The sequence below is a fragment of the Consotaella salsifontis genome, assembly GCF_900167365.1.
In the GTDB taxonomy this organism is placed as follows: domain Bacteria; phylum Pseudomonadota; class Alphaproteobacteria; order Rhizobiales; family Rhizobiaceae; genus Consotaella; species Consotaella salsifontis.
Window position 1 is genome coordinate 34,162 of sequence record NZ_FUXL01000017.1, and the last position, 18,981, is coordinate 53,142.

Consider the following 18,981-nt stretch of genomic DNA (forward strand, 5'->3'; position numbering starts at 1 on the left):
CCCGCCGCCTGAAGGGCCCACTAAGCCGCCTCGGCGAATTGCCCGAGTCGCACATGCGCCAGCGCTCTCGATCCCAGCATGCCGAACAGGAGCGGATCGAACGGGCTGAGCAAACGCGACTGATCGGCTGAGCTGATGGCGGCCGCCGGATCGCCGGACTGCGCGTGAACAAAGGCCAGACAGTAATGGCCGAGCGCAAAATTCGGGCTGAGGTCGACCGCCTGCCTCAGCTCCGTCATTGCCTCGGGCTCGCGGCCGCGCATCCAAAGGGCCCGTCCCATCGCCCAGTGAGCAGCCGGATCATGGTCGTCCGCGATCAGACCGCGGCCCGCAGCCTCGAAAGCCAGATCCCGCTCTCGGCCGCGATCGCCCCAGTGTTGGAAGGCATTCTGCCAATGCGTGAACGACAATCCCACATAGGCCCGCGCGAAGGTCGGATCGAGTTCGATCGCCATGGCAAAGAAATGCTGCGCCTCGTCGTTGTCGCTCTTGGTGAAGCGGTACATATGCCAGAGGCTGCGGTGATAGGCCTCCCACGCATTGAGCGAATTCGGCGCCTTGAGGATCGCGCGGTTCCTCTCCGCTGCCTCGATCTCATGGACAATCAAGGAAACGATTCTGTCAGCGATGTCTCCCGACGCTGCGAAGGCCTCCTTGGCGGGAAACCGAAAATCCTCGGCCCAGACAATTCTCGCGGTGGCGGCCTCCGACAGTTCGACGGCAACGATCAGCTCATTGCCGAGGGTTTGTATTTCGCCGCCCGCGACGTACTCGACATTCAGCAGACGACCGGCCTCGTCGGGCTGAACGCCACGCTCGGACAGCGCGAATGTGGAACCGCGCGCGATCACGAACAGGCTCCGCAGCTTGGCAAGACGGGTGATGATGTCGTGCGTCAAACCGTGGGCGACGCCGCCGCGCCCATCCCCCTCGCTTCTGAAGGGCATGACGGCCAGCGCGGCGCGCCGGGAAAGATTGCGTCCTTCTGCTGAATGTATCCCGGCGAGGGACGGAACCTCCCGCTCGGATATCATGATCCGCGAGGCCGGCTGCGGCTGTTCGCGGATTCTCTGCCACGCCTCGCGGAGTGGACGGGTGTCCAGGTCTTCGGCCTCGAAGGCCCGGCTTGTCGAGGCGAGGTGCTTGTCGCCGTCGGTGAGCCTGCCGCGCACTGCAAGGGCTCGGAACAGCGCGACATGCGCACGTTCGTCGAGCGGTTCGATCTCGGTCCACCTTTCCAGCAATGGCAGAGGGTCTCCGCCCCCGACCGCCAGCCTTGCCGCCCCGTGCTCCAGAATAGCTGCATGCCAACTCGTGAAGCGGCGCCGTTGCGCCGCCAGCCAGCTTTCAAAATGCGGGCTATGGTCGACCTCCAATCCCTCCATGAAATCCCCGCGGAATTGGTCAGCCAGGGCGTTCAACCGGACAAGGTCGAGCGCGTCGAGGCCGGTCTCCATCGCTGCGGAAACGTCCAGCGCATCGACAGCACATCCTGCAAGATCGAGGCAGACGCGATCGTCGGCCGCCACGACGCGTCGCGATCCAGGCGCATCCAGGACTGCTCTCAACTTGCTTAGGCACCAACGCAACTCGCCACGGGGGTCGTTCGGGATCTCCCACAGCAACTCGCAGAGACGACTGCGTCCGACCGGATGGGGCGCCAGGGCCAGATAGGCCAGCAGAGCACACACTTTGCGCGAGCGCGGCAGGCTCAAGGGCGCCCCGTCCCGCGACAGCGTCAAAGGGCCGAGCATGGCTATCGCCAAATTCGACGCGTTCTCATTTTGAAGGTTTGATGCGGATTCCACGCGTTTCTCCACGCTTCATCCCACGCTTGTTCAGCGTCGGTGATCCATGACTGTCAAACCGAATGCAGCCAAGAAGATCGCTGGGCTTATCAATACGCTTTTTGAGTCAATATCAAGATGTGGAGATCAAGCATGCTTGCAACGAACACACGCATGACGACAGGCCGTAGGCGCTTGTTTGAGAGTGTTCTTGAGACGATCGGCGATACTCCGGTGGTAAGGATCAACAATATCGGCGTGGACCACGTCACGCTCTTCGCCAAGCTCGAGGCTTTCAACCCCGCGGCATCCGTCAAGGACCGCCTGGCAATCGGTATCATCGAAGCAGCCGAGCGCAGCGGCGCCCTAAGGCCGGGGCAGACGATCGTCGAGGCAACCAGCGGCAACACCGGAATCGGCCTGGCGATGGTCTGCGCCCAGAAGGGCTACCCGCTGGTCGTCACCATGGCAGACAGTTTTTCCGTCGAACGGCGCAAGCTGATGCGCATGCTGGGCGCCAAGGTCGTCCTGACGCCGCGAGCCGCAAAGGGGTTTGGGATGTACCGGAAGGCGGTCGAACTGGCCGAGGCGAACGGCTGGTTCCTAGAGCGCCAGTTCGAAAGCGAAGCCAACGCCGACATCCACGAAGCGACGACTGGCCGCGAGATCGTCAACGATTTCGCAGGCGCCCGACTCGACTGGTTCGTCACCGGATATGGCACCGGCGGCACGGTGACGGGCGTAGCGCGCGTGCTGCGGCGGGAGAGGCCGGACACGAGGATCGTCCTCGCGGAACCCGCGAACGCGCAACTGATCGGCAGCGGCAGGGCTCAGGCGCGTGCGGCGGACGGCGCCCCGACCGAGAGCCACGCCGCCTTCGAGCCGCACCCGATCCAGGGCTGGACGCCGGATTTCGTTCCGAACGTGCTCCAGGAGACAATCGACCAGCACTATTACGACGAAGTGGTGCCGGTTTCCGGGGCGGACGGAGTCGCCTGGGCCAGGGAGCTTGCGCAAAAGGAGGGCATCTTCACCGGCATTTCCGGGGGCGCCACCTTCGCAGCGGCGCGCCACATCGCCGAACGGGCGCCGGCCGGATCGGTGATCCTGTGCATGCTGCCGGACACCGGCGAACGATACCTCTCGACGCCGCTGTTCGAGGGCATCGAAGCCGACATGGACCCGGATGAGCTGGCGCTGTCGCGATCAACCCCCGGATTCCAGATGACCGCTGAATAAGCCGTCGAACTTCTCGCACAAGAGCATGGTGGGACAGATGACCGAAGAGACCCTCGACCCCATGGACTGGAAGCGAGTTCAGGCGCTCGCCCATCGGGTGGTCGATGATTCCGTGGCGTTCCTGCGCGATGTCCGGGAACGCCCGGCATGGCGGGAAATGCCGCCCGAGGTCAGAGCACAGATTGCCGCTCCTCTGCCGCGACTCCCGGCGCCGCTGGAAGACGTATACGCGGAGGTGGCCGAGACGATCATGGCCTATCCCATGGGCAACGTCCATCCGCGCTTCTGGTCCTGGTTCATGGGCGCCAGCAATTTCACCGGTGCGCTTGGCGATTTCCTCGCGGCCGTGCAGGGCTCCAATCTCGGCGGCGGCGACCATGCGGCCGCCCTGATGGATCGGCAGGTGGTTGACTGGCTGAAGGAGATGCTCGGTTTTCCGGCATCTGCCAGCGGAACGCTGGTCAGTGGTGGCTCGATGGCGAACCTGATCGGGCTGCTCGTCGCCCGCAATGTGAAGGCCGGCGTCGACATTCGTGAACTCGGCGTTGGCGCTATGCCCCAGCCGCTGCGCTTCTATGGCTCGGACCAGATCCATGGCTGCCATCGCAAGGCGATCGAGGCGCTGGGGCTCGGCAATCGCGCCCTCAGCAGGATACCGACGGACCCAAAGTACCGGATCGACATCGTCGCCTTGCGCGCGGCGATCGCCGAAGATCGCGCGGCCGGCTTTCGCCCTGCCTGCGTGATCGCCAACGCCGGAACTGTCAACACCGGCGCCGTCGACGATCTGGCGGCGTTGGCGGACCTGGCGGCTAAAGAGGATTTATGGCTGCATGTCGACGGCTGTATCGGCGCGCTCGTCGCGATAGCGCCTGACAATTCCTGGCAGGTTGCGGGGCTCGCCCGAGCCAATTCGGTCGCGCTCGACCCGCATAAGTGGCTGCATGCGCCGTTCGAAGTCGGTTGTGTGCTGGTGCGCGATGCCGCAGCTCATCGTGGCGCCTTCGCGACCGCACAGGAATATCTGGAATCAAAGCCGCGCGGGCTCGCCTCCGGAACCTGGCTCCACGAGTATGGTCTCCAGACCACGCGCGGCTTCCGGGCGCTGAAGCTCTGGATGTCGCTCAAGGAGCACGGGGTCGAGAAGTTCGGCCGGTTGATCGACCAGAACATCGCCCAGGCGCACGAGCTAAGCCGTCTGATCCAGGTCGAGCCCGAGCTGGAACTGGTGAGCCCCGCGACACTCAATATTGTCTGCTTCCGGTATCGGTCGGAAAAATCAGATCCGCAGCTCGCCAAGGCGATCAATGTCGAGATCATGCTGCGCCTCCAGGAACAAGGCACCGCCGTTCTCTCGGACACGACCCTGCGAGGCGCGCATTGCCTGCGAGCCGCGATTGCCAACCATCGCACTCGGCGCGAGGACCTGGAGCTTCTCGTGCGGGAGGTGGTCCGTCTGGGTCGGGAAATCGGTTGTGAAAAGCAGTTCCGCGCAAAGTCTGCTTTCGCAGAGCGTTGTGAGTGACGGCGCTGCGGCCGATCCAGCGATGACAAGTTAGCGTCAACGTCTGACCGCCCAGCATATCGGGCATCGGGGACCAATTTCTGCCGTCCTGGTGCCAATCCCCAAGCGGCAATCGAAATCCGCCCCCAACGCTCCAGTGATGGCTAGATCTTGCCGGAGAGCCCGTTCTCGACGATCCGGTCAGTTATGCAAATCTTCAATCGGCAACGAAATCCGACAGACCAGCCCTTCCGGCTCAAACGCGATTTCCGCGCCGCCCGTGGGCGAGTATTGGAGACTTCTCGCTATGACGGTATGTCCGAAGCCCTTGCGGACCGGAGGTTCGACACGGGGGCCGCCGCTTTCCCGCCATTCAACAACGAACCGACCTTCACCGTCAGGTTGCGGGACGGACTGAACGGAAACCCTCCCGCCGGTCACCGAGAGCGCGCCGTACTTCGCGGCGTTGGTGGCAAGCTCGTGGACGACGAGCCCAAAGGCGATCGCTGCCCTTGGAGCCATCAGGCGATCGAGATCGCGGGTGACGAGCCGACCCGCGACGCCGCTGGTGAAGGGCGCGAGTTCGCTCTGCACGACGTCATCGATCTTCAGGTTGGTCCAGGAGTTCTCCGCCAGGAGGTTGTGCGTCGCTGCCAGCGCCTCGATGCGTCCGGTGAAGGCCTTCTGGAAGCCTTCCAGCGTGTCTTCGTGGTGCAGCGTCCGGCTCGAAATCGACAGGACGAGTGCGAGCGTGTTCTTCACGCGGTGGTCGAGCTCGCGCATTAGAAGCAGCTGCTGCTTCTCGGCCTCCTTGCGCTGCGACAGGTCCACCATCGTGACGACGCAGCCGCTGATCGCATCGTTCCCGATTCGAAGCGGTGCCGCGCTCACGAGGAAGTCCTTCACCTTCGGAGCGTTCGGCGCATGAGCCTCGACACCCTGCACGGCGGTTCCCTGAATCGCCATAAAGACGATGTCCTCGGCCTGCATGAGCCCCGTCGCGTTGGGGAGCTGCAGCGGAACCGCTTGCGCGAATTCCATGCCGAGCGGGTCGCCATTGAACAAGGCGTGCGCGGCGGCGTTCGCGTGGGTGATGATACCGTCCCTGTCGCAGACCAGCACCGCCTCGTTCGCCGATGCAATCACAGCCCTGGCGGCGCGCTCGCTCTGCTCGGTCGCCTCGGCGCGCACGCGGTCGGTCACGTCTGTAAAGGTGATGGCCACAGCCGGCGTTGTCGAAAGCTGGAAGGGGGTGGCGGCGAGGATGTAGTGTACGGTCTCACCGTCCCGCTTGAAATCGACCTGCGTGGAGAGCGGCCCAAGGAGCGGCGGCACGAGGAGATGGTCGACAGCCTCCGCGACCTCCATCGGCGCGACTTCCGAGATCAGGCTCCCCTGAACGGAATTCTGCGTCAAGCCAAGCGCCGAAGTCAGGTTGGCGTTCGCATAGAGAATCCGACCGCTCTGGTCGATTGCGGCCGCACCAACATTCATCACCTCCATGAAGGCGTGATAGGCGTCGGTGCCGCCGCCGATCTCGAAGACCTGCGTCTCGCCCTGCTGGCCGACCACAAGAGCGTCGACATCGCCCTGCCGGATCGCGCGGATCGTGTCCTCGGCTTCCGCCAGGCGCCGACGCAGTTCGGCGATTTCATCGAGGCTCATTCGTCCTGAACTTTCAGGGCCACCAGCACTTTTTCAACATCGGAGAGATCCCCGATGATCTTGCGGATGGGAACCGGCAGTTCGCGCACCAGGGTGGGGATCGCGACGATGCTGTGTTCCTTGGCGAGCCTGGGGTTCTGCCGCAGATCGATGACTTCAACCTCATACTGCCCGGCCATGTGCTCCTCGGTGATCTTCCGAAGGTTGGCGATGGCTGCGAGAGATTTGGGCGTTTGCCCGGCCACGTAAAGGATGAGCTTCTTCGGGGATGAGGTCTCGGTCATTTCAATCTCGATCGGTCACCGCCGCTCCGGCTGACGTCCATCTCGTGTGCATCCGTAGCGGCTTGCCGAAGATATTCGGTTGCTGCCTTGGAGACCATATCCAACTCCAGGTCATCGGCGTCGAGTTCGGCCTGTAGCGCCTCGATCTGCGCCTTTGCCTTCCGCCGGCGCGTCTCGATCATCGCCTTGTTGCGTTCGACGTCGGCAAGACGAGCAACCTCGGCGCGTCGGGTCTTCGCTTCCTCGAAGCGTCGAGCCGAGCCGGTGAGGGCGCCTGTTTCGCCGAGGTAGGGCGGCAGGAGCCGGATGCCCGAGCTGCTCATGACGAACTCACGCACCTGATTGGAGTGCGCCATGCCTCTCGCCTTGAGGAGGTAGAGCTCCCGGTTGAATTCACCGTTCGCCTCTCGGTTGAGCATCAGGATCCAGCCGTCCATCAACGAGGAGAGGCCCACATCAGTTGCCATCCCGCTTTCCTGGCCATGCATCAGGTGGGTGAACATGCTGGAGACCCCACGGGTCTTGAGGAAGTCGACCATCCTCAGCAGCATGGACTGGACCTCCAACTGGCCGCCACTTTCCATGAAGGCCGAGATCGGGTCGAGGACCACCAGTTGCGGGTCGAATTTCTGCACTTCGCGAAGCATGAGCGCCAGATGCATTTCGAGGCTGTAGAATGTCGGGCGCGCCGAGATGAAGCGAATGAGCCCGCTGTCGACGTAGGGTTTGAAGTCCAGCCCGATGGAGGACATGTTGCGGACGATCTGCCCTGGGGCTTCCTCGAAGGAGAAATAGATCGCCCGCTCGCCTCGCGCCGCCGCGGCATGGACGAAGCTCGCAGAGAGAGAGGATTTGCCCGACCCCGCGACACCTGAAACGAGAATCGACGAGCCTCGATGAAAGCCGCCTCCGACGAGCATTGCGTCGAGATCAGCGACCCCCGACGGCACGCGCTCCTCGAAGACCTTATGGTCGAGCCCAAGCGAGCTGACAGGCAGCACCGAAAAGCCGTCGCGGTCGATCAGGAAAGGATATTCGTTCGTCCCATGCGCGGTCCCGCGATATTTCACGATGCGCATCCGACGCGTCGATATCTGATTGTGCACCCGGTGATCGAGAAGGATCACACAGTCGGAGACGTATTCCTCCAACCCCTGTCGCGTGAGGGTGCCGTCGCCCCGCTCGGCGGTGATGACCGTCGTCATCCCCTTGTCCTTGAGCCAGTCGAACAGGCGGCGGATCTCCGCGCGCAACACACCCTGGTTCGTGAAGGCGGAGAAGAGGCTTTCGATCGTGTCGAGGACCACCCGCTTGGCGCCGATCGCGTCGATCGCGAGCTCGAGGCGCAGGAATATGCCCTCGAGATCGAAGTCGCCGATCTCTGCCATCTCGGACGGATCGATCGCGATATGCTCCATCGCAAGCAAGTCTCTGTCGATCAGCCCGCTGACGTCGAAACCGAGCGATGCGACGTTTGCGACGATGTCGACCGGACGTTCCTCGAATGTCACGAAGACGCCCGGCTCGCCGTAGTCCCGCGCGCCGTGGACCAGAAAGGTCGTCGCGAACAGGGTTTTTCCGCAGCCTGCCGATCCGCAGACGAGGGTGGGCCGGCCGCTGGGAACGCCGCCCAGCGTCAGGTCGTCGAAGCCTTCTATGCCGGTGGGGGATTTCGCGATGCCTAAAGGGGAATCCATCTTGTTTCCAAACGAGCCGAGTGGCTCCAGTCCTACGGCATTGTCAGTATAGCCGCCAGTGTTGAATAAAGTCGCAGATTAGGGACGCTCTCCAGGCCGTGCAGGCATGGGAAATCCGACGCGGAGGATTTCAACCCTCAGAGTTCTGCACAATTCGCGGCTGGCCGAACGCCTCGCCGAAGAGGCCGACACGGATTACGAAGGCGGCAAGCGCATCATCATGCGGGGCCTCGGCGGCATCCCGATCGGCAGATCATCTCCGTACGGTGGAGCGCCGGATCATCGGCGCGGCGAACAGGCGCCGCGGAACGGCTTCGGCGACCTCGTCCGCCGCGACGCAAGTGACGACGTAGTCGGCGATTTCCGCGACCGGTTGAGCGAACGTGGTGAGGTTGTAGGACGGCCAGGCCGCCTGCTCGATGTCGTCGAAGCCAATGACGCTGACGTCCTTCGGAATTCGCAGCCCGAATTCGTGGCGCGCGACGTCCATGAACCCGCAGGCGAGGAGATCGGTGACGCAGAACACCGCATCTGGCCGGTCGGTTCGTCCGAGGAGACGTCGAGCACCGGCGGCACCGCTCGCATGAGCCGTGGGACCCTCGCTCCAGGTCGCCACCTCCAGCCCGACGGCGCGGGCCGCATCGACGAAGCCAGTCTCGCGACCGACGAGACTCGGCGTGCGAGCGGCGGAGGTGACCACCGCGAGCCTGCGGCAGCCGGCCGCGAGGAAGGCGTCCAGCGCCTCTCGCGCCGCCGCGGCATGGTCGAGCGAAACGTTGCGGATGCCCGGCAGCATCTCGTCGCGATTGAGCAGAATCATGCGCTGCCCGCTGTCGAGGCAGGTCTGAATGATCGCGCGATCCGGCGAGCCGGACAGCACTACCGTCGCGTCGGCGCGGTAGTGGAGCGTCTGGCGAATGGCGTCCTCGATCTTTTCCAGCTTTCCGGTGGCGTTGATCACCATCGCCACCTTTCCGGCCTCCTGCAACCGACGCGTCAACGCGTCGACCATGCTCGACAGGTATGGCGTGGCGATGTCGGAAACCACGAGGCAGACAATGCCGGTGGTTTGACTGATGAGGCCGCGGGCGAGGTGATTGACGTGATAACCGAGCGTTTTGGCCGCTTTCATCACTCGCTCACGTGTCTCGGGCGAGACGCTGGCGCCTGGCGTGAAGGTGCGCGACACCGCCGAGCGAGAGACGCCGGCGAGCCGTGCGACCTCCTGGGAGCTGACGAAACCCGGACTCGATCTCGACCTCATTTCGCGTGATCCCCGCTTCACTCCAACCGCATCGCGACCGTGACCAACTTCCGGTGGCATCGAATAGGTCGTTGACAGCGGTGCGATCGTGCGACAGCTTTGCACACGAGTGCAAAAAATCCATAAGAAAACACCGGGAGGAAACCATGCGCATCCAGATTCTCGCCGCGACGGCTCTCGCCGCTGCCCTGCCGTTCACTCCGTCCACGGCCTTCGCCAAGGGCTCGCTCAACATGATCTGCGCCGCCGACGTGAAGTGGTGCGAGCTCATGGAGAACATGTTCGAGAAGAGCCACGACATCGATGTCAACATGGTGCGGATGAGTTCGGGCGAAGCCTATGCCCGCATCCGTGCGGAGGCGCGCAACCCGAAGACCGACATCTGGTGGGCCGGCACCGGAGATCCGCACCTGCAGGCGGCGCAGGACGGACTGACGATGGAATACAAGTCGCCGAAGCTGTCCGAGCTGCAGCCTTGGGCGCAGCACCAGGCGGAGGTCTCGGGCTACCGCACCGTCGGCGTCTATTCCGGCGCGCTCGGCTGGGGCTACAACACCGAGATCCTCGACAAGAAGGGCGCCGAGGCGCCGAAATGCTGGAAGGACCTGACCTCCGACGCCTATCGCGGCGAAATCCAGATCGCCAATCCGAACTCCTCCGGCACGGCCTACACCGCGCTTGCGACGCTGGTGCAGATCATGGGCGAGGACCAGGCCTTCGACTATCTGAAGAAGCTCAACGACAACGTTACGCAGTACACCAAGTCCGGCTCCGCACCGGTCAAGGCGGCGGCACGTGGCGAGACGGGCATCGGTATCGTCTTCATGCACGACGCCGTGGCGATGGCGGTGCAGGGCTTCCCGGTCAAGACCGTCGCACCGTGCGAAGGCACCGGCTACGAGGTCGGCTCCATGTCGATCGTCAAGGGCGCGCGCAATCTTGAGAACGCCAAGACCTTCTACGACTGGGCGCTCTCGGCCGACGTCCAGTCGAAGGCGGCCGAGGCGGATTCCTTCCAGATCCCTTCCAACAAGGACGCGACGGTGCCGCCGCAGGCACCGAATCTCGATGAGATCAAGCTGATCGACTACGACTTCGCCAAGTACGGCGACTCCGGGACGCGCAAGACGCTGCTGGAGCGCTGGGACCGCGAGATCGGCTCTATCGCCAGGTGATGCCGCGGGCCGGGTGGCAGTGTCGCCCGGCCACGACCCTTTCCGCATGGAGGTTGTCGATGGATCCTCGCGTCCGCCGGCTCGACCTGGCGCTGCTCGTCGCAGCCGCCGCATTCCTGCTCTTGCCGTGGTACCGGATCGAGGGCGGGGTGCTCGGCTTCGGCTGGTTCGCCCGCTACCCGCTCGACGCCGAGATCGGTCCGGCTGTGGTGCAGCTGTTCCTGCGCGGCGCCTGGTGGCTGCTCCCGCTCGGCCTTGCCGTCGCCGCCGGCGCGGCGCTGCGCTTCCGGCGGCCGGGGCCGGACCGCGGAAGCGCGGTGGCGCTCGCCGGGGCGTTCGGCATCGGCTGGCTGCTTCTCGAAGGTCTGTCGATCGGCTATCGCGGTTGGAATTGGAGCGGCTGGGAGACGCTGTTCGGCCCGCTGGCGGAAGGGCAGCTGCCGCTCGGTCTCGGAGGCATGGCGCTGGCGCTGAGTTTCCTCCTCTTCATCGCCTTCGGCCTGGCCGAACGGGGCGTGATGCGTGGTGATGCCTTCGTCGTCGCTTCGATCACCATCCTCGTCGGCCTGGTCTCGACCTTCGTGCTCTATCCGATCGCGAGCCTCTTTATCGGCGCGTTCCAGACCTTCGACGGCTCCTTCGACCCGACCAGCTTCATCGCCAACATCCAGGATCGCTCGATCTGGTCGCTCGCCTGCCTCGATTCCGAATATAGCTGCGGCATCGCCTGGCGGACGATGTTCCTGGCGATCGTCACCGGGCTCGGCACGACCCTGCTCGGTCTCGCTTTCGCGCTGCTCCTGACCCGCACGCGCTTTCCGTTCAAGCGGCCGCTGCGGCTGCTGACCATCCTGCCGATCATCACGCCGCCCTTCGTGATCGGCCTGGCGCTGATCCTCCTGCTCGGCCGTTCCGGCGTGATCACCCGCTTCGTCGCGGACTGGACCGGCTACGATGCCGGGCGCTGGCTTTACGGGCTCTCCGGCATTTTTGTCGCGCAGATGCTGTCCTTCACGCCGATCGCCTTCATGGTGCTGATCGGCGTCGTCGAGGCGATCAGCCCGTCGATGGAGGAGGCGGCGCAGACGATGCGGGCGAACCGCTGGCGCACCTTTTGGACGGTGACCTTCCCGCTGCTGCGGCCGGGCCTCGCCAACGCCTTCCTGATCGGCTTCATCGAGAGCATGGCGGATTTCGGCAATCCGCTGGTGCTGGGTGGGAGCCACGGCGTGCTCTCGACAGAGATCTTCTTCGCTGTGGTCGGCGCCCAGAACGATCCGGCGAGGGCGGCGGTGCTGGCGCTGATCCTGCTCTGCTTCACCCTCTCGGCCTTTCTCGCCCAGCGGATCTGGCTGAAGGGCAAGAACTTCACCACCATCACCGGCAAGGGCGATGGCGGCCGGCACGTCGAGCTCGATCCGCGGTTGGCTGGGCTGGTCTATGCCGTCGTGCTGCCCTGGCTCGCCTTCACCGTGGTGATCTACGCCATGATCCTGTTCGGCGGATTCGTGCGCACCTGGGGACTCGATCACACGCTGACGCTCGAGCACTTCGAGAAGGCCTTCGCGTTTGCGCTCTCGCCGGACGGCATCCGCTGGAGCGGCGTCGCCTGGGATTCCTTCTGGACGACGATGGAGATCGCGCTGATCGCGGCACCGCTGACCGCGGCCGTCGGACTCCTGACGGCCTATCTTGTGGTCCGGCAGCGCTTCGCCGGACGGGAGGTGTTCGAGTTCCTGCTGATGCTGAGCTTCGCCATTCCCGGCACGGTGATCGGCATCAGCTACGTGCTCGCCTTCAACCTGCCGCCGATTGAGCTCACCGGCACGGCGACCATCCTGGTGATCTGCTTCGTGTTCCGAAACATGCCGGTCGGGGTCCGCGGCGGCATTGCCTCGATGAGCCAGCTCGACCGCAGCCTCGACGAGGCCTCGCTGACGCTCGGGGCGAACAGCTTCACCACTATGCGCCGGATCATCCTGCCGCTGCTCCGGCCGGCGATTGTCACTGCGTTGGTCTACAGCTTCGTCCGTTCGATCACTTCGATCAGTGCGGTGATCTTCCTGGTCAGCGCGCAGTACAACATGGCCACCGCCTACATTGTCGGGCTCACTGAGAATGGCGAATACGGGGTCGCGATCGCCTATTCGGCGGCGCTCATCGTCGTCATGGTGCTCGTCATCTCGGGCTTCCAGCTCCTCGTCGGCCAGCGCACGCTGCGCCGGCCCGCCGGGGCCGCGAAGTCCGCTCCGGTTCCTTCCCCCGCATTTTCCGAGGAGAAGCCCACATGACCAATGACGACCTGCGCGGGTCGGTGCGTTTCGAATCCGTGCGCAAAAGCTTCGGCGCCCATGTCGCGATCCGCGACCTGTCGCTGACCATCCGGCCGGGAACGCTGGTGACGCTGCTCGGCCCGTCCGGCTGCGGCAAGACCACGACGCTGCGGATGCTGGCCGGGCTGGAGCAGCCGACGAGCGGGCGCATCCTGATCGGCGGGCGCGACGTGACCGCGCTGCCGGCGAACGAGCGCGATGTATCGATGGTCTTCCAGTCCTACGCGCTGTTCCCGCACATGAGCGTCGCCGAGAACGTCGCCTATGGGCTGCGCTCTTCCGGACTCGGACGGAAGCCGGCAACCGAGAAGGCGGAGCAAGGGCTCGAACTGGTCGGCCTCGCCGGCTATGGCGGCCGGCTGCCGAGCGAATTGTCGGGCGGGCAGCAGCAGCGCGTCGCGGTGGCGCGGGCGCTGGTGCTGGAACCGCAGGTGCTGCTCCTCGACGAGCCCTTGTCCAATCTCGACGCGCGGCTGCGCCGGCGGGTGCGCACCGAGATCCGCGAGTTGCAGCAGCGGCTCGGCTTCACCGCAGTCTACGTGACGCACGACCAGGAGGAGGCGCTTGCCGTCTCCGACGAGATCGTGGTCATGCGCGACGGCGAGGCAGCGCAGATCGGTGCCCCACGCGATCTCTACGAAGAACCCGCCTCGGAGTTCATCGCCGACTTTATCGGCGAGGCCAATGTCGTCGCCTGCGAGATCCTCGGACACGGGGCCGGGCGGGCGCGGATCCGGATCGGCGGCTACGAGCACGAAATGGCCGCGCGGCCGGTGCCGTCGGGAGCAGGGCGGCTCGCGATCCGCCCCAACGCGGTCTACCTGCGCGAGGCAGATGGCGGCTTCGGCGGCCGGGTGCTGAGCGCGGCCTATCTCGGCGATCACGTGGAATACGAGATCGAGACGGCGGCGGGCACGCTCTTCGTCACCGACCCCGCGGTCGAGCGGGTGCGGCCGGTCGGCAGCAGTGTCGGCCTCGGCCTCGCCGAGCGCGGCGTAGCGATCATTCCCAGCTCACCCAGGGGGGGCCGACAGGTCCCGCCTCAGACAGGACGTTCAGCTTGAACCAGACCGAGACCGCGCTCGCTGAGCGCTCCATTTTCGCGCGCGAGATCGCCCGCGAGGCCGGGCTGAAGGCGCTCGCCTTCTTCGCCGACCGCGCCGCGCTCACCATCGACACCAAGCGCAACGCCCAGGACGCGGTCACCATGGCCGACCGCCAGGTGGAACTCCTCCTGCGCGAGCGTATCCGGGCCCGGTTCCCCGGTGACGGCCTGCTCGGCGAGGAGTTCGGGCTCGAGGAAGGGCGCTCGGACTTCACCTGGGTGATGGACCCGATCGACGGGACCAGCCCGTTCATCTTCGGGATGGACTCCTGGTGCGTCTCGATCGCTGTGATCGAGCGCGACCGGCCGGTGATCGGCACGATCTACGCGCCGGTTGCCGACGAGATGTTCGTGGCGGACCGGGGCGGGGGCGCGAGCCTCAACGGTGCGCCGCTGCGGCTCGGCGGCGAGGCGACGGTGCAGAACGGCATAGTCGGCGTCGGCGCCAGCCACCGCATCGCGCCCGGGGTGGTCGGGCGCTTCGTCGAACGGCTGTTGGAACTCGAGGGCATATTCATCCGCAACGGCTCGGGCGCGCTGATGCTCGCTTATGTCGCGGCGGGGCGGCTCGCGGCCTACTGGGAGCCGCACATGAACGCCTGGGACTGTCTCGCCGGGCTGCTGATCGTCGAGGAGGCGGGTGGCTGGATTCACGATCCACGGGAATGGCCGAGCCTCGAGGCGGGCGGGCTCGTGCTTGCCGGTGCGGCGGGGACGCGAGGGGACATGCTGATGTTGGCGGGACTGGTCGATCAGCCGCCGGCCGGCCAACCGTGTTCCCCGTCATAGTAACGATGCGCCGCGGAGCTGTCGGCGCAATACACCTCGCAGCCGATCGTTATGGTAGCCGTTGTTGCCGATCGTCGAGAGAAGGGGCTGCCATACCCAGGGCTGGGACGCATGCGAAGTGACCGACGAGAAGTTGACGGTATGCGATCTGCCAAGAAGGAGCCCATGGCGACATACTGACCTTTGAGGCGAGCGCATTACGGAATTCGAGGTGAAAGCGGCGAAATTGCCGGGGCAGAGATAAGATGCCGGACCGTTCATCCACCTGCGGGTCCCGTCATACGATCACCGGGACAGTCCGAACTGGATCTCCACTCGGTGGTAAGGGGCGCTGAGGCCTCGCCAGTCATGATAGATTTCTCGACTCTCGCCGGACAAGACGTAGCGGGACATCTCAAGCTCGGCGAGCAGGGGAGCATAACCCTGCGTGAACAGCGACCGCAGCGAGCCCTGATGCACTGCACTGGCGACCATGATCGGCGCCAGACGGCACAGCTCGATCGTTCCTTGGTATTGGGCGGGCTTTTCCACTGGTAGGCAAATCGCCCAATCAAAATACGACCTGCCTTCCTTGGGAAGGTTGTGAGAGACAAACATCCATGGGCCGGCCACTTCCAAGCCGGCGTCTGCAACTTGTTGATCGATCAAAGGCGCACACTCGGCCGCTGCTTGCTTGACGTCGGGAATGCGCAATCTCCGAGTGATACCCAGGACCCACATGTCTACAGTCTCTTTTATGTCCACCGACCTTCTCCTTTTGGGAGAGGTGGTAGATCGGTAAGAGATTTACGCCAACCGGGTTTTGAGAATATCGTTCTGTTTCGAGCAGGAAATCAGGTGTCGTTGGGAACGGTTTTGCTCGCGCGGTGTGGGCTTCCGATCGAACTTCCTGGCGCCGCGATGGCTCCCCCCGGCAAGGGGCGGAGCGGCGGTCTCGACCCGTCGTCGCCATTTCGGTTACCTGCCACCTCCGGAAGCTGACATTTCATCATTGGGACCTGATCGACTTGGTCGGGCGAAAGCTTCCGGTCCGCTTCCGGAGCAGATTGGGGATAAGCTGCCACTCGCGATCGCAGTGAGCTTTGCCGCAAGCAACCTCAATGAAAGACAGTGTCCGAAGTAGGCAGCATGCCCTCCGGGAGCTAAATTTCCTCCTCCACCCCTCCGTTCGCTCTCGATTTGTCATAGGCACGCTGCGCTTTTTCCATCGCTGAGCCGTTGGCGAGCGACCAGTTGTAAAGGGCAGCAAAGGGGTCGCGTAGCGAGCAACCAAGATCGGTAATTGTATACTCGACGCCGATCGGCTGCGTCGGCAGGACCTTGCGACTGATCAGGCCGTTGCGCTCCAGACGCTTCAATGCCTCGGACAACGCCTTATGGGTAATGCCGTCGAGGCGGCGCTTGAGGTCGTTGAACCGCGCCGGCCGCGTACAGAGGACGCTCAGGATCAGCACCGTCCACTTGTTGGCGATATGTTCGAGGATCGGCCGCGTCGAGGTGACATCAAGCGGCAGTTCGAGCACGTCTTTGGACATCGGTATACGCCTCCATATCAAGGCACCGAACGGTGCGTTCTTGTGATTAGATATAGGAGATATACCTTTCTGTCATCACCAGCTATGTGAGGACAGATGAGCAGACTTTCAGGGAAAATCGCGGTCGTCGTCGGCGGCCATGGGGGCATCGGCGGCGCTATCGCGGAGCGGTTCGCGGCGGAAGGGGCCACAGTTTACGCCACCAGTCGTCGCGCCGAGGAGGGGGAGGTCGAGCTTGGGGCTGGCAGGCTACGCACGCGCCGCGTCGATGCTGCCGACTTGGCGGCGCTCGGTGCCTTCTTCGAGGCGGTGGGCAGTGAGGCCGGACGGGTGGACGTGCTCGCGGTCAACGCCGGCATATCCGAGTTCGCGACCCTCGACGGGATCAGCGAGGATCATTTCGACCGGACCTTCGACCTCAACGTCCGTGCATTGCTGTTTGCCGCCAAGGCTGCGACGGCGATCATGCCGGATGGTGGCTCGATCGTGTTGGTGGGCTCGATCGCGGACGCGATCGGAACCAAAGGCTACGGCGTTTACGGGGCAACCAAGGCCGCCGTGCGCTCTTTCGCGCGGACCTGGGCCAACGAGCTGGCGCCCCGCAACATTCGCGTCAATGTCGTCGCGCCGGGACCAACCGATACCGCCATGATGGCGGCAGCCTCTGACGAGGTGCGCGAGGCACTGTCGAAGCTGATTCCGCTCGGCCGCATGGCTCGGGCCGAGGAAGTGGCCTCGGCCGCGCTGTTCCTTGCCAGCGACGAAGCGAGCTTCATCACCGGAGCCGAGCTGCCGATCGACGGCGGCATGGCGCAGATCTGAGCTTTCCTGCCTGCCAATGCCACGGCGTGGCCCTGGCAGGCGGTCGGTCTCCTCGACATGACCGCCTTCATCGACTGGTGGAGGGCCGCTCAGGGATCGGGGCGCTGCTCGTCGAGCGCCTCGATCCCCGCCAGACCGTCGGTGACGGTCTCCGTCAATTCGATGATCACGCGGCGTGCGACGGGGCCTGCAAAGCAAGCAAAATGGCCAGCGTTCCCCTGCGGTCAGATCTGCGAAGCTGGTTTGCCGGCGCGCAGCGGTGCCAAAATGTGCCGCTCGACCAGCTCGGGCGCCCACTGGACGTACTCGACCACGCTGCCGTCCGCGTGCTTCATATACATCATTCGTCCGGTCGGGATGGTGTGGATGTCGCGCACCACGGACGCGCCGCTCGCGAGAAGCTTGGCCTTGGCATCGTCAATATCCTCTACGATCCAAGGCCCGAAGGTTCCGCGGATCGGCGCCAGCGCCTCGTCCGTTCCGCCGATCACGAGCACGTCGCCAATGCCGACGAGGGTCAAGGGGGCGTAGTTTAGCCTGAGATGCGGCTCCCTGCCGTGGACCGCCTTGAGCGTTGCCACCGTGGACTCGAGGTCCGTCGTGAAGACGCGGGTGTAGGTCTTGAGGATCATGAAGATGCCTTCTCAGAGAAAAGTCGTAATCCGACCGGGCCGGACCGTCCCGACCCAAGCCGGATCGCTGACCAGAGCGCGTCGGCCACGCCGCCCGCCTGTCCTTCGCGCGGACGAGATTCGGCGGCGCTACGGCCCTTCCGCAGAGAGGATGCCCCGGCTTAGCGCAGGAACCGCTCCGAGACCGCAAGCATGGTGACGGCGTGACCGGCCTGTGCGAGGAGCTCGTCGAATGCGGGCCGATCGGCGTCCACGCCGTCTTGGAACGCCGTCAGGGTGGGCCACCACAACTGGCGGGCGCCCAGGAACGGCGCGCCGTCGCTGTGCACCTCCGCGCTTGGCCGGTTCACCGCGTGACGCAGCGCACCAATCCGCAGGCCGAGCTCGGCGTCGTTCGCGCCCGTCCAGCCGGGATTGCCATCGAGGTGCACGAACTGCAGGAGGTGGATGCTGGTCGGCCGCTCCAACACGTCCCATTGCCGATCGACCGCGGTGCCGGCGCCGATGGGGGGGCGGGAGACGATGACCTCTTCCTCGGTGATGAAGAAGATGACCCTCGGCAGGTCCTGGAACAACGGCTCGTCGGGGCGGATGTTGTCGACGAACAAGGGCTCGTCCACCAGGGCGGCGGCGTCCTTCGGGGAATCGAACGAGGGCATGGCGACGCCGTCGTACTCGTCCTGACCCGGGCCGAGGCGGTCGGTATCGAACTGGTGTGCCTGGACATAGGTGAGCATGCCCGGGATCTGGCGGCCCAGGGTGCCGTGCGGGTGGCGCCAGTGGTCATGGAAGCGCTGGCGGTCGATGTCGGGGCGGCGGGGGAGGAGGGAGAAGAAACGGATCACGGAAAACTCCTGATTGATTAAGACTAATTGTCTTGATTTACTGGAGGTGGATGCGGTTTTTATTTTCGTCAGAATGAAATGACGAACAGGAAAAATTGATTGATCGATAGAATTACGTCAGTTCCGATAGGTGAATACTGGTCGATCATGTCGACGACGCCTTTGGCCCGCCGTTGGTCGTCGGCCGCGTGAGCCGCGTCCGGAAAGCTCTCGACGGCGCAGCTGCGCGTCATGGGGTCATGACGACGCGGTTCGCCAACTCCATGACGCCGATATGGAACGGGTGAAACAGGACATCGGTCGCG

At 64.4% G+C, this 18,981-nt stretch carries 16 protein-coding genes and 1 pseudogene; 8 read left to right on the forward strand and 9 right to left on the reverse strand.

The genetic code is table 11. The annotated features are described in order from the left end of the window. Positions 1 to 20: 20 nt before the first annotated feature. Positions 21 to 1,754, reverse strand: a complete 1,734-nt coding sequence (locus B5D38_RS18480) for a tetratricopeptide repeat protein (RefSeq protein WP_342587368.1) — start codon at positions 1,752 to 1,754, stop codon at positions 21 to 23. A 186-nt stretch (positions 1,755 to 1,940) separates the two neighbouring features. Between B5D38_RS18480 and cysK the strand changes: the two genes are divergently transcribed. Continuing rightward, positions 1,941 to 3,026 (forward strand): cysteine synthase A, encoded by a 1,086-nt coding sequence (cysK, locus tag B5D38_RS18485; protein ID WP_078709941.1) that lies wholly within the window; start codon positions 1,941 to 1,943, stop codon positions 3,024 to 3,026. A gap of 37 nt (positions 3,027 to 3,063) precedes the next feature. Then, the gene (locus B5D38_RS18490; RefSeq protein ID WP_245319374.1) at positions 3,064 to 4,551 is read left to right on the forward strand and encodes a pyridoxal phosphate-dependent decarboxylase family protein; all 1,488 of its coding nucleotides are present in this window, start codon (positions 3,064 to 3,066) and stop codon (positions 4,549 to 4,551) included. A 180-nt stretch (positions 4,552 to 4,731) separates the two neighbouring features. Here the strand turns inward: B5D38_RS18490 and B5D38_RS18495 are convergent, their stop codons facing one another. From B5D38_RS18495 to kaiC, 3 genes are read right to left on the reverse strand one after another with little or no spacing between them, the layout of a single operon-like run. Continuing rightward, positions 4,732 to 6,195: a sensor histidine kinase gene (locus B5D38_RS18495; protein ID WP_078709943.1), complete on the reverse strand. Its 1,464-nt coding sequence runs from the start codon at positions 6,193 to 6,195 to the stop codon at positions 4,732 to 4,734. Beyond that, complete coding sequence (locus B5D38_RS18500; protein ID WP_078709944.1) at positions 6,192 to 6,479, reverse strand: circadian clock KaiB family protein; 288 nt, start codon at positions 6,477 to 6,479, stop codon at positions 6,192 to 6,194. The genes B5D38_RS18495 and B5D38_RS18500 overlap by 4 nt, the downstream gene beginning before the upstream one ends. Beyond that, the gene (kaiC, locus tag B5D38_RS18505; protein ID WP_078709945.1) at positions 6,476 to 8,176 is read right to left on the reverse strand and encodes a circadian clock protein KaiC; all 1,701 of its coding nucleotides are present in this window, start codon (positions 8,174 to 8,176) and stop codon (positions 6,476 to 6,478) included. Before kaiC ends, B5D38_RS18500 begins: the two co-directional genes overlap by 4 nt. Positions 8,177 to 8,333: 157 nt before the next feature. On the opposite strand from kaiC, the pseudogene B5D38_RS22610 reads away from it, so the two are divergent. Continuing rightward, positions 8,334 to 8,429: pseudogene (locus B5D38_RS22610) on the forward strand (short-chain dehydrogenase); the annotation flags it as partial. Here the strand turns inward: B5D38_RS22610 and B5D38_RS18510 are convergent. Next, positions 8,430 to 9,440, reverse strand: coding sequence for a LacI family DNA-binding transcriptional regulator (locus B5D38_RS18510; RefSeq protein ID WP_078709946.1), 1,011 nt, complete (start codon positions 9,438 to 9,440; stop codon positions 8,430 to 8,432). It lies immediately after the preceding pseudogene. A 146-nt stretch (positions 9,441 to 9,586) separates the two neighbouring features. On the opposite strand from B5D38_RS18510, the gene B5D38_RS18515 reads away from it, so the two are divergent. Genes B5D38_RS18515 through B5D38_RS18530 form a run of 4 tightly spaced genes read left to right on the forward strand, consistent with a single transcriptional unit; the run spans position 9,587 to position 14,842 of the window. Beyond that, entirely contained in the window at positions 9,587 to 10,615 is a 1,029-nt protein-coding gene (locus B5D38_RS18515) for an ABC transporter substrate-binding protein (protein WP_078709947.1), read from the forward strand. A gap of 59 nt (positions 10,616 to 10,674) precedes the next feature. Then, positions 10,675 to 12,906, forward strand: coding sequence for an ABC transporter permease (locus B5D38_RS18520; RefSeq protein ID WP_078709948.1), 2,232 nt, complete (start codon positions 10,675 to 10,677; stop codon positions 12,904 to 12,906). Beyond that, positions 12,903 to 14,012 carry an ABC transporter ATP-binding protein gene (locus B5D38_RS18525; protein WP_078709949.1) on the forward strand — a complete coding sequence of 370 codons (1,110 nt, stop codon included), beginning with the start codon at positions 12,903 to 12,905 and terminating at the stop codon, positions 14,010 to 14,012. The genes B5D38_RS18520 and B5D38_RS18525 overlap by 4 nt, the downstream gene beginning before the upstream one ends. Continuing rightward, on the forward strand, positions 14,009 to 14,842 hold the full coding sequence (locus B5D38_RS18530) for an inositol monophosphatase family protein (RefSeq protein WP_078709950.1): 834 nt from the start codon (positions 14,009 to 14,011) through the stop codon (positions 14,840 to 14,842). The genes B5D38_RS18525 and B5D38_RS18530 overlap by 4 nt, the downstream gene beginning before the upstream one ends. Before the next feature lie 285 nt (positions 14,843 to 15,127). On the opposite strand, the gene B5D38_RS18535 is transcribed toward B5D38_RS18530, so the two are convergent. Both B5D38_RS18535 and B5D38_RS18540 read right to left on the reverse strand, forming a co-directional pair. Next, complete coding sequence (locus B5D38_RS18535) at positions 15,128 to 15,586, reverse strand: GyrI-like domain-containing protein (RefSeq protein ID WP_078709951.1); 459 nt, start codon at positions 15,584 to 15,586, stop codon at positions 15,128 to 15,130. A gap of 398 nt (positions 15,587 to 15,984) precedes the next feature. Further along, positions 15,985 to 16,377, reverse strand: a complete 393-nt coding sequence (locus B5D38_RS18540; protein ID WP_078709952.1) for a winged helix-turn-helix transcriptional regulator — start codon at positions 16,375 to 16,377, stop codon at positions 15,985 to 15,987. A 96-nt stretch (positions 16,378 to 16,473) separates the two neighbouring features. Here B5D38_RS18540 and B5D38_RS18545 point away from each other — a divergent pair, with 96 nt between their 5' ends. Beyond that, complete coding sequence (locus B5D38_RS18545; protein WP_078709953.1) at positions 16,474 to 17,199, forward strand: SDR family NAD(P)-dependent oxidoreductase; 726 nt, start codon at positions 16,474 to 16,476, stop codon at positions 17,197 to 17,199. Between the two features lie 224 nt (positions 17,200 to 17,423). Here the strand turns inward: B5D38_RS18545 and B5D38_RS18550 are convergent, their stop codons facing one another. Continuing rightward, entirely contained in the window at positions 17,424 to 17,831 is a 408-nt protein-coding gene (locus B5D38_RS18550) for a VOC family protein (protein WP_078709954.1), read from the reverse strand. Positions 17,832 to 17,992: 161 nt separating this feature from the next. Further along, the gene (locus B5D38_RS18555; RefSeq protein ID WP_078709955.1) at positions 17,993 to 18,676 is read right to left on the reverse strand and encodes an EthD domain-containing protein; all 684 of its coding nucleotides are present in this window, start codon (positions 18,674 to 18,676) and stop codon (positions 17,993 to 17,995) included. Positions 18,677 to 18,981: the final 305 nt, after the last annotated feature.

Coding starts and splice junctions, on each gene's coding strand:
- B5D38_RS18480 (WP_342587368.1), bottom strand. CDS start 1,754: ATGCTCGGCCCTTTGACGCTGTCGCGGGACGGGGCGCCCTTGAGCCTG.
- cysK (WP_078709941.1), top strand. CDS start 1,941: ATGCTTGCAACGAACACACGCATGACGACAGGCCGTAGGCGCTTGTTT.
- B5D38_RS18490 (WP_245319374.1), top strand. CDS start 3,064: ATGACCGAAGAGACCCTCGACCCCATGGACTGGAAGCGAGTTCAGGCG.
- B5D38_RS18495 (WP_078709943.1), bottom strand. CDS start 6,195: ATGAGCCTCGATGAAATCGCCGAACTGCGTCGGCGCCTGGCGGAAGCC.
- B5D38_RS18500 (WP_078709944.1), bottom strand. CDS start 6,479: ATGACCGAGACCTCATCCCCGAAGAAGCTCATCCTTTACGTGGCCGGG.
- kaiC (WP_078709945.1), bottom strand. CDS start 8,176: ATGGATTCCCCTTTAGGCATCGCGAAATCCCCCACCGGCATAGAAGGC.
- B5D38_RS18510 (WP_078709946.1), bottom strand. CDS start 9,440: ATGAGGTCGAGATCGAGTCCGGGTTTCGTCAGCTCCCAGGAGGTCGCA.
- B5D38_RS18515 (WP_078709947.1), top strand. CDS start 9,587: ATGCGCATCCAGATTCTCGCCGCGACGGCTCTCGCCGCTGCCCTGCCG.
- B5D38_RS18520 (WP_078709948.1), top strand. CDS start 10,675: ATGGATCCTCGCGTCCGCCGGCTCGACCTGGCGCTGCTCGTCGCAGCC.
- B5D38_RS18525 (WP_078709949.1), top strand. CDS start 12,903: ATGACCAATGACGACCTGCGCGGGTCGGTGCGTTTCGAATCCGTGCGC.
- B5D38_RS18540 (WP_078709952.1), bottom strand. CDS start 16,377: ATGTCCAAAGACGTGCTCGAACTGCCGCTTGATGTCACCTCGACGCGG.
- B5D38_RS18545 (WP_078709953.1), top strand. CDS start 16,474: ATGAGCAGACTTTCAGGGAAAATCGCGGTCGTCGTCGGCGGCCATGGG.
- B5D38_RS18550 (WP_078709954.1), bottom strand. CDS start 17,831: ATGATCCTCAAGACCTACACCCGCGTCTTCACGACGGACCTCGAGTCC.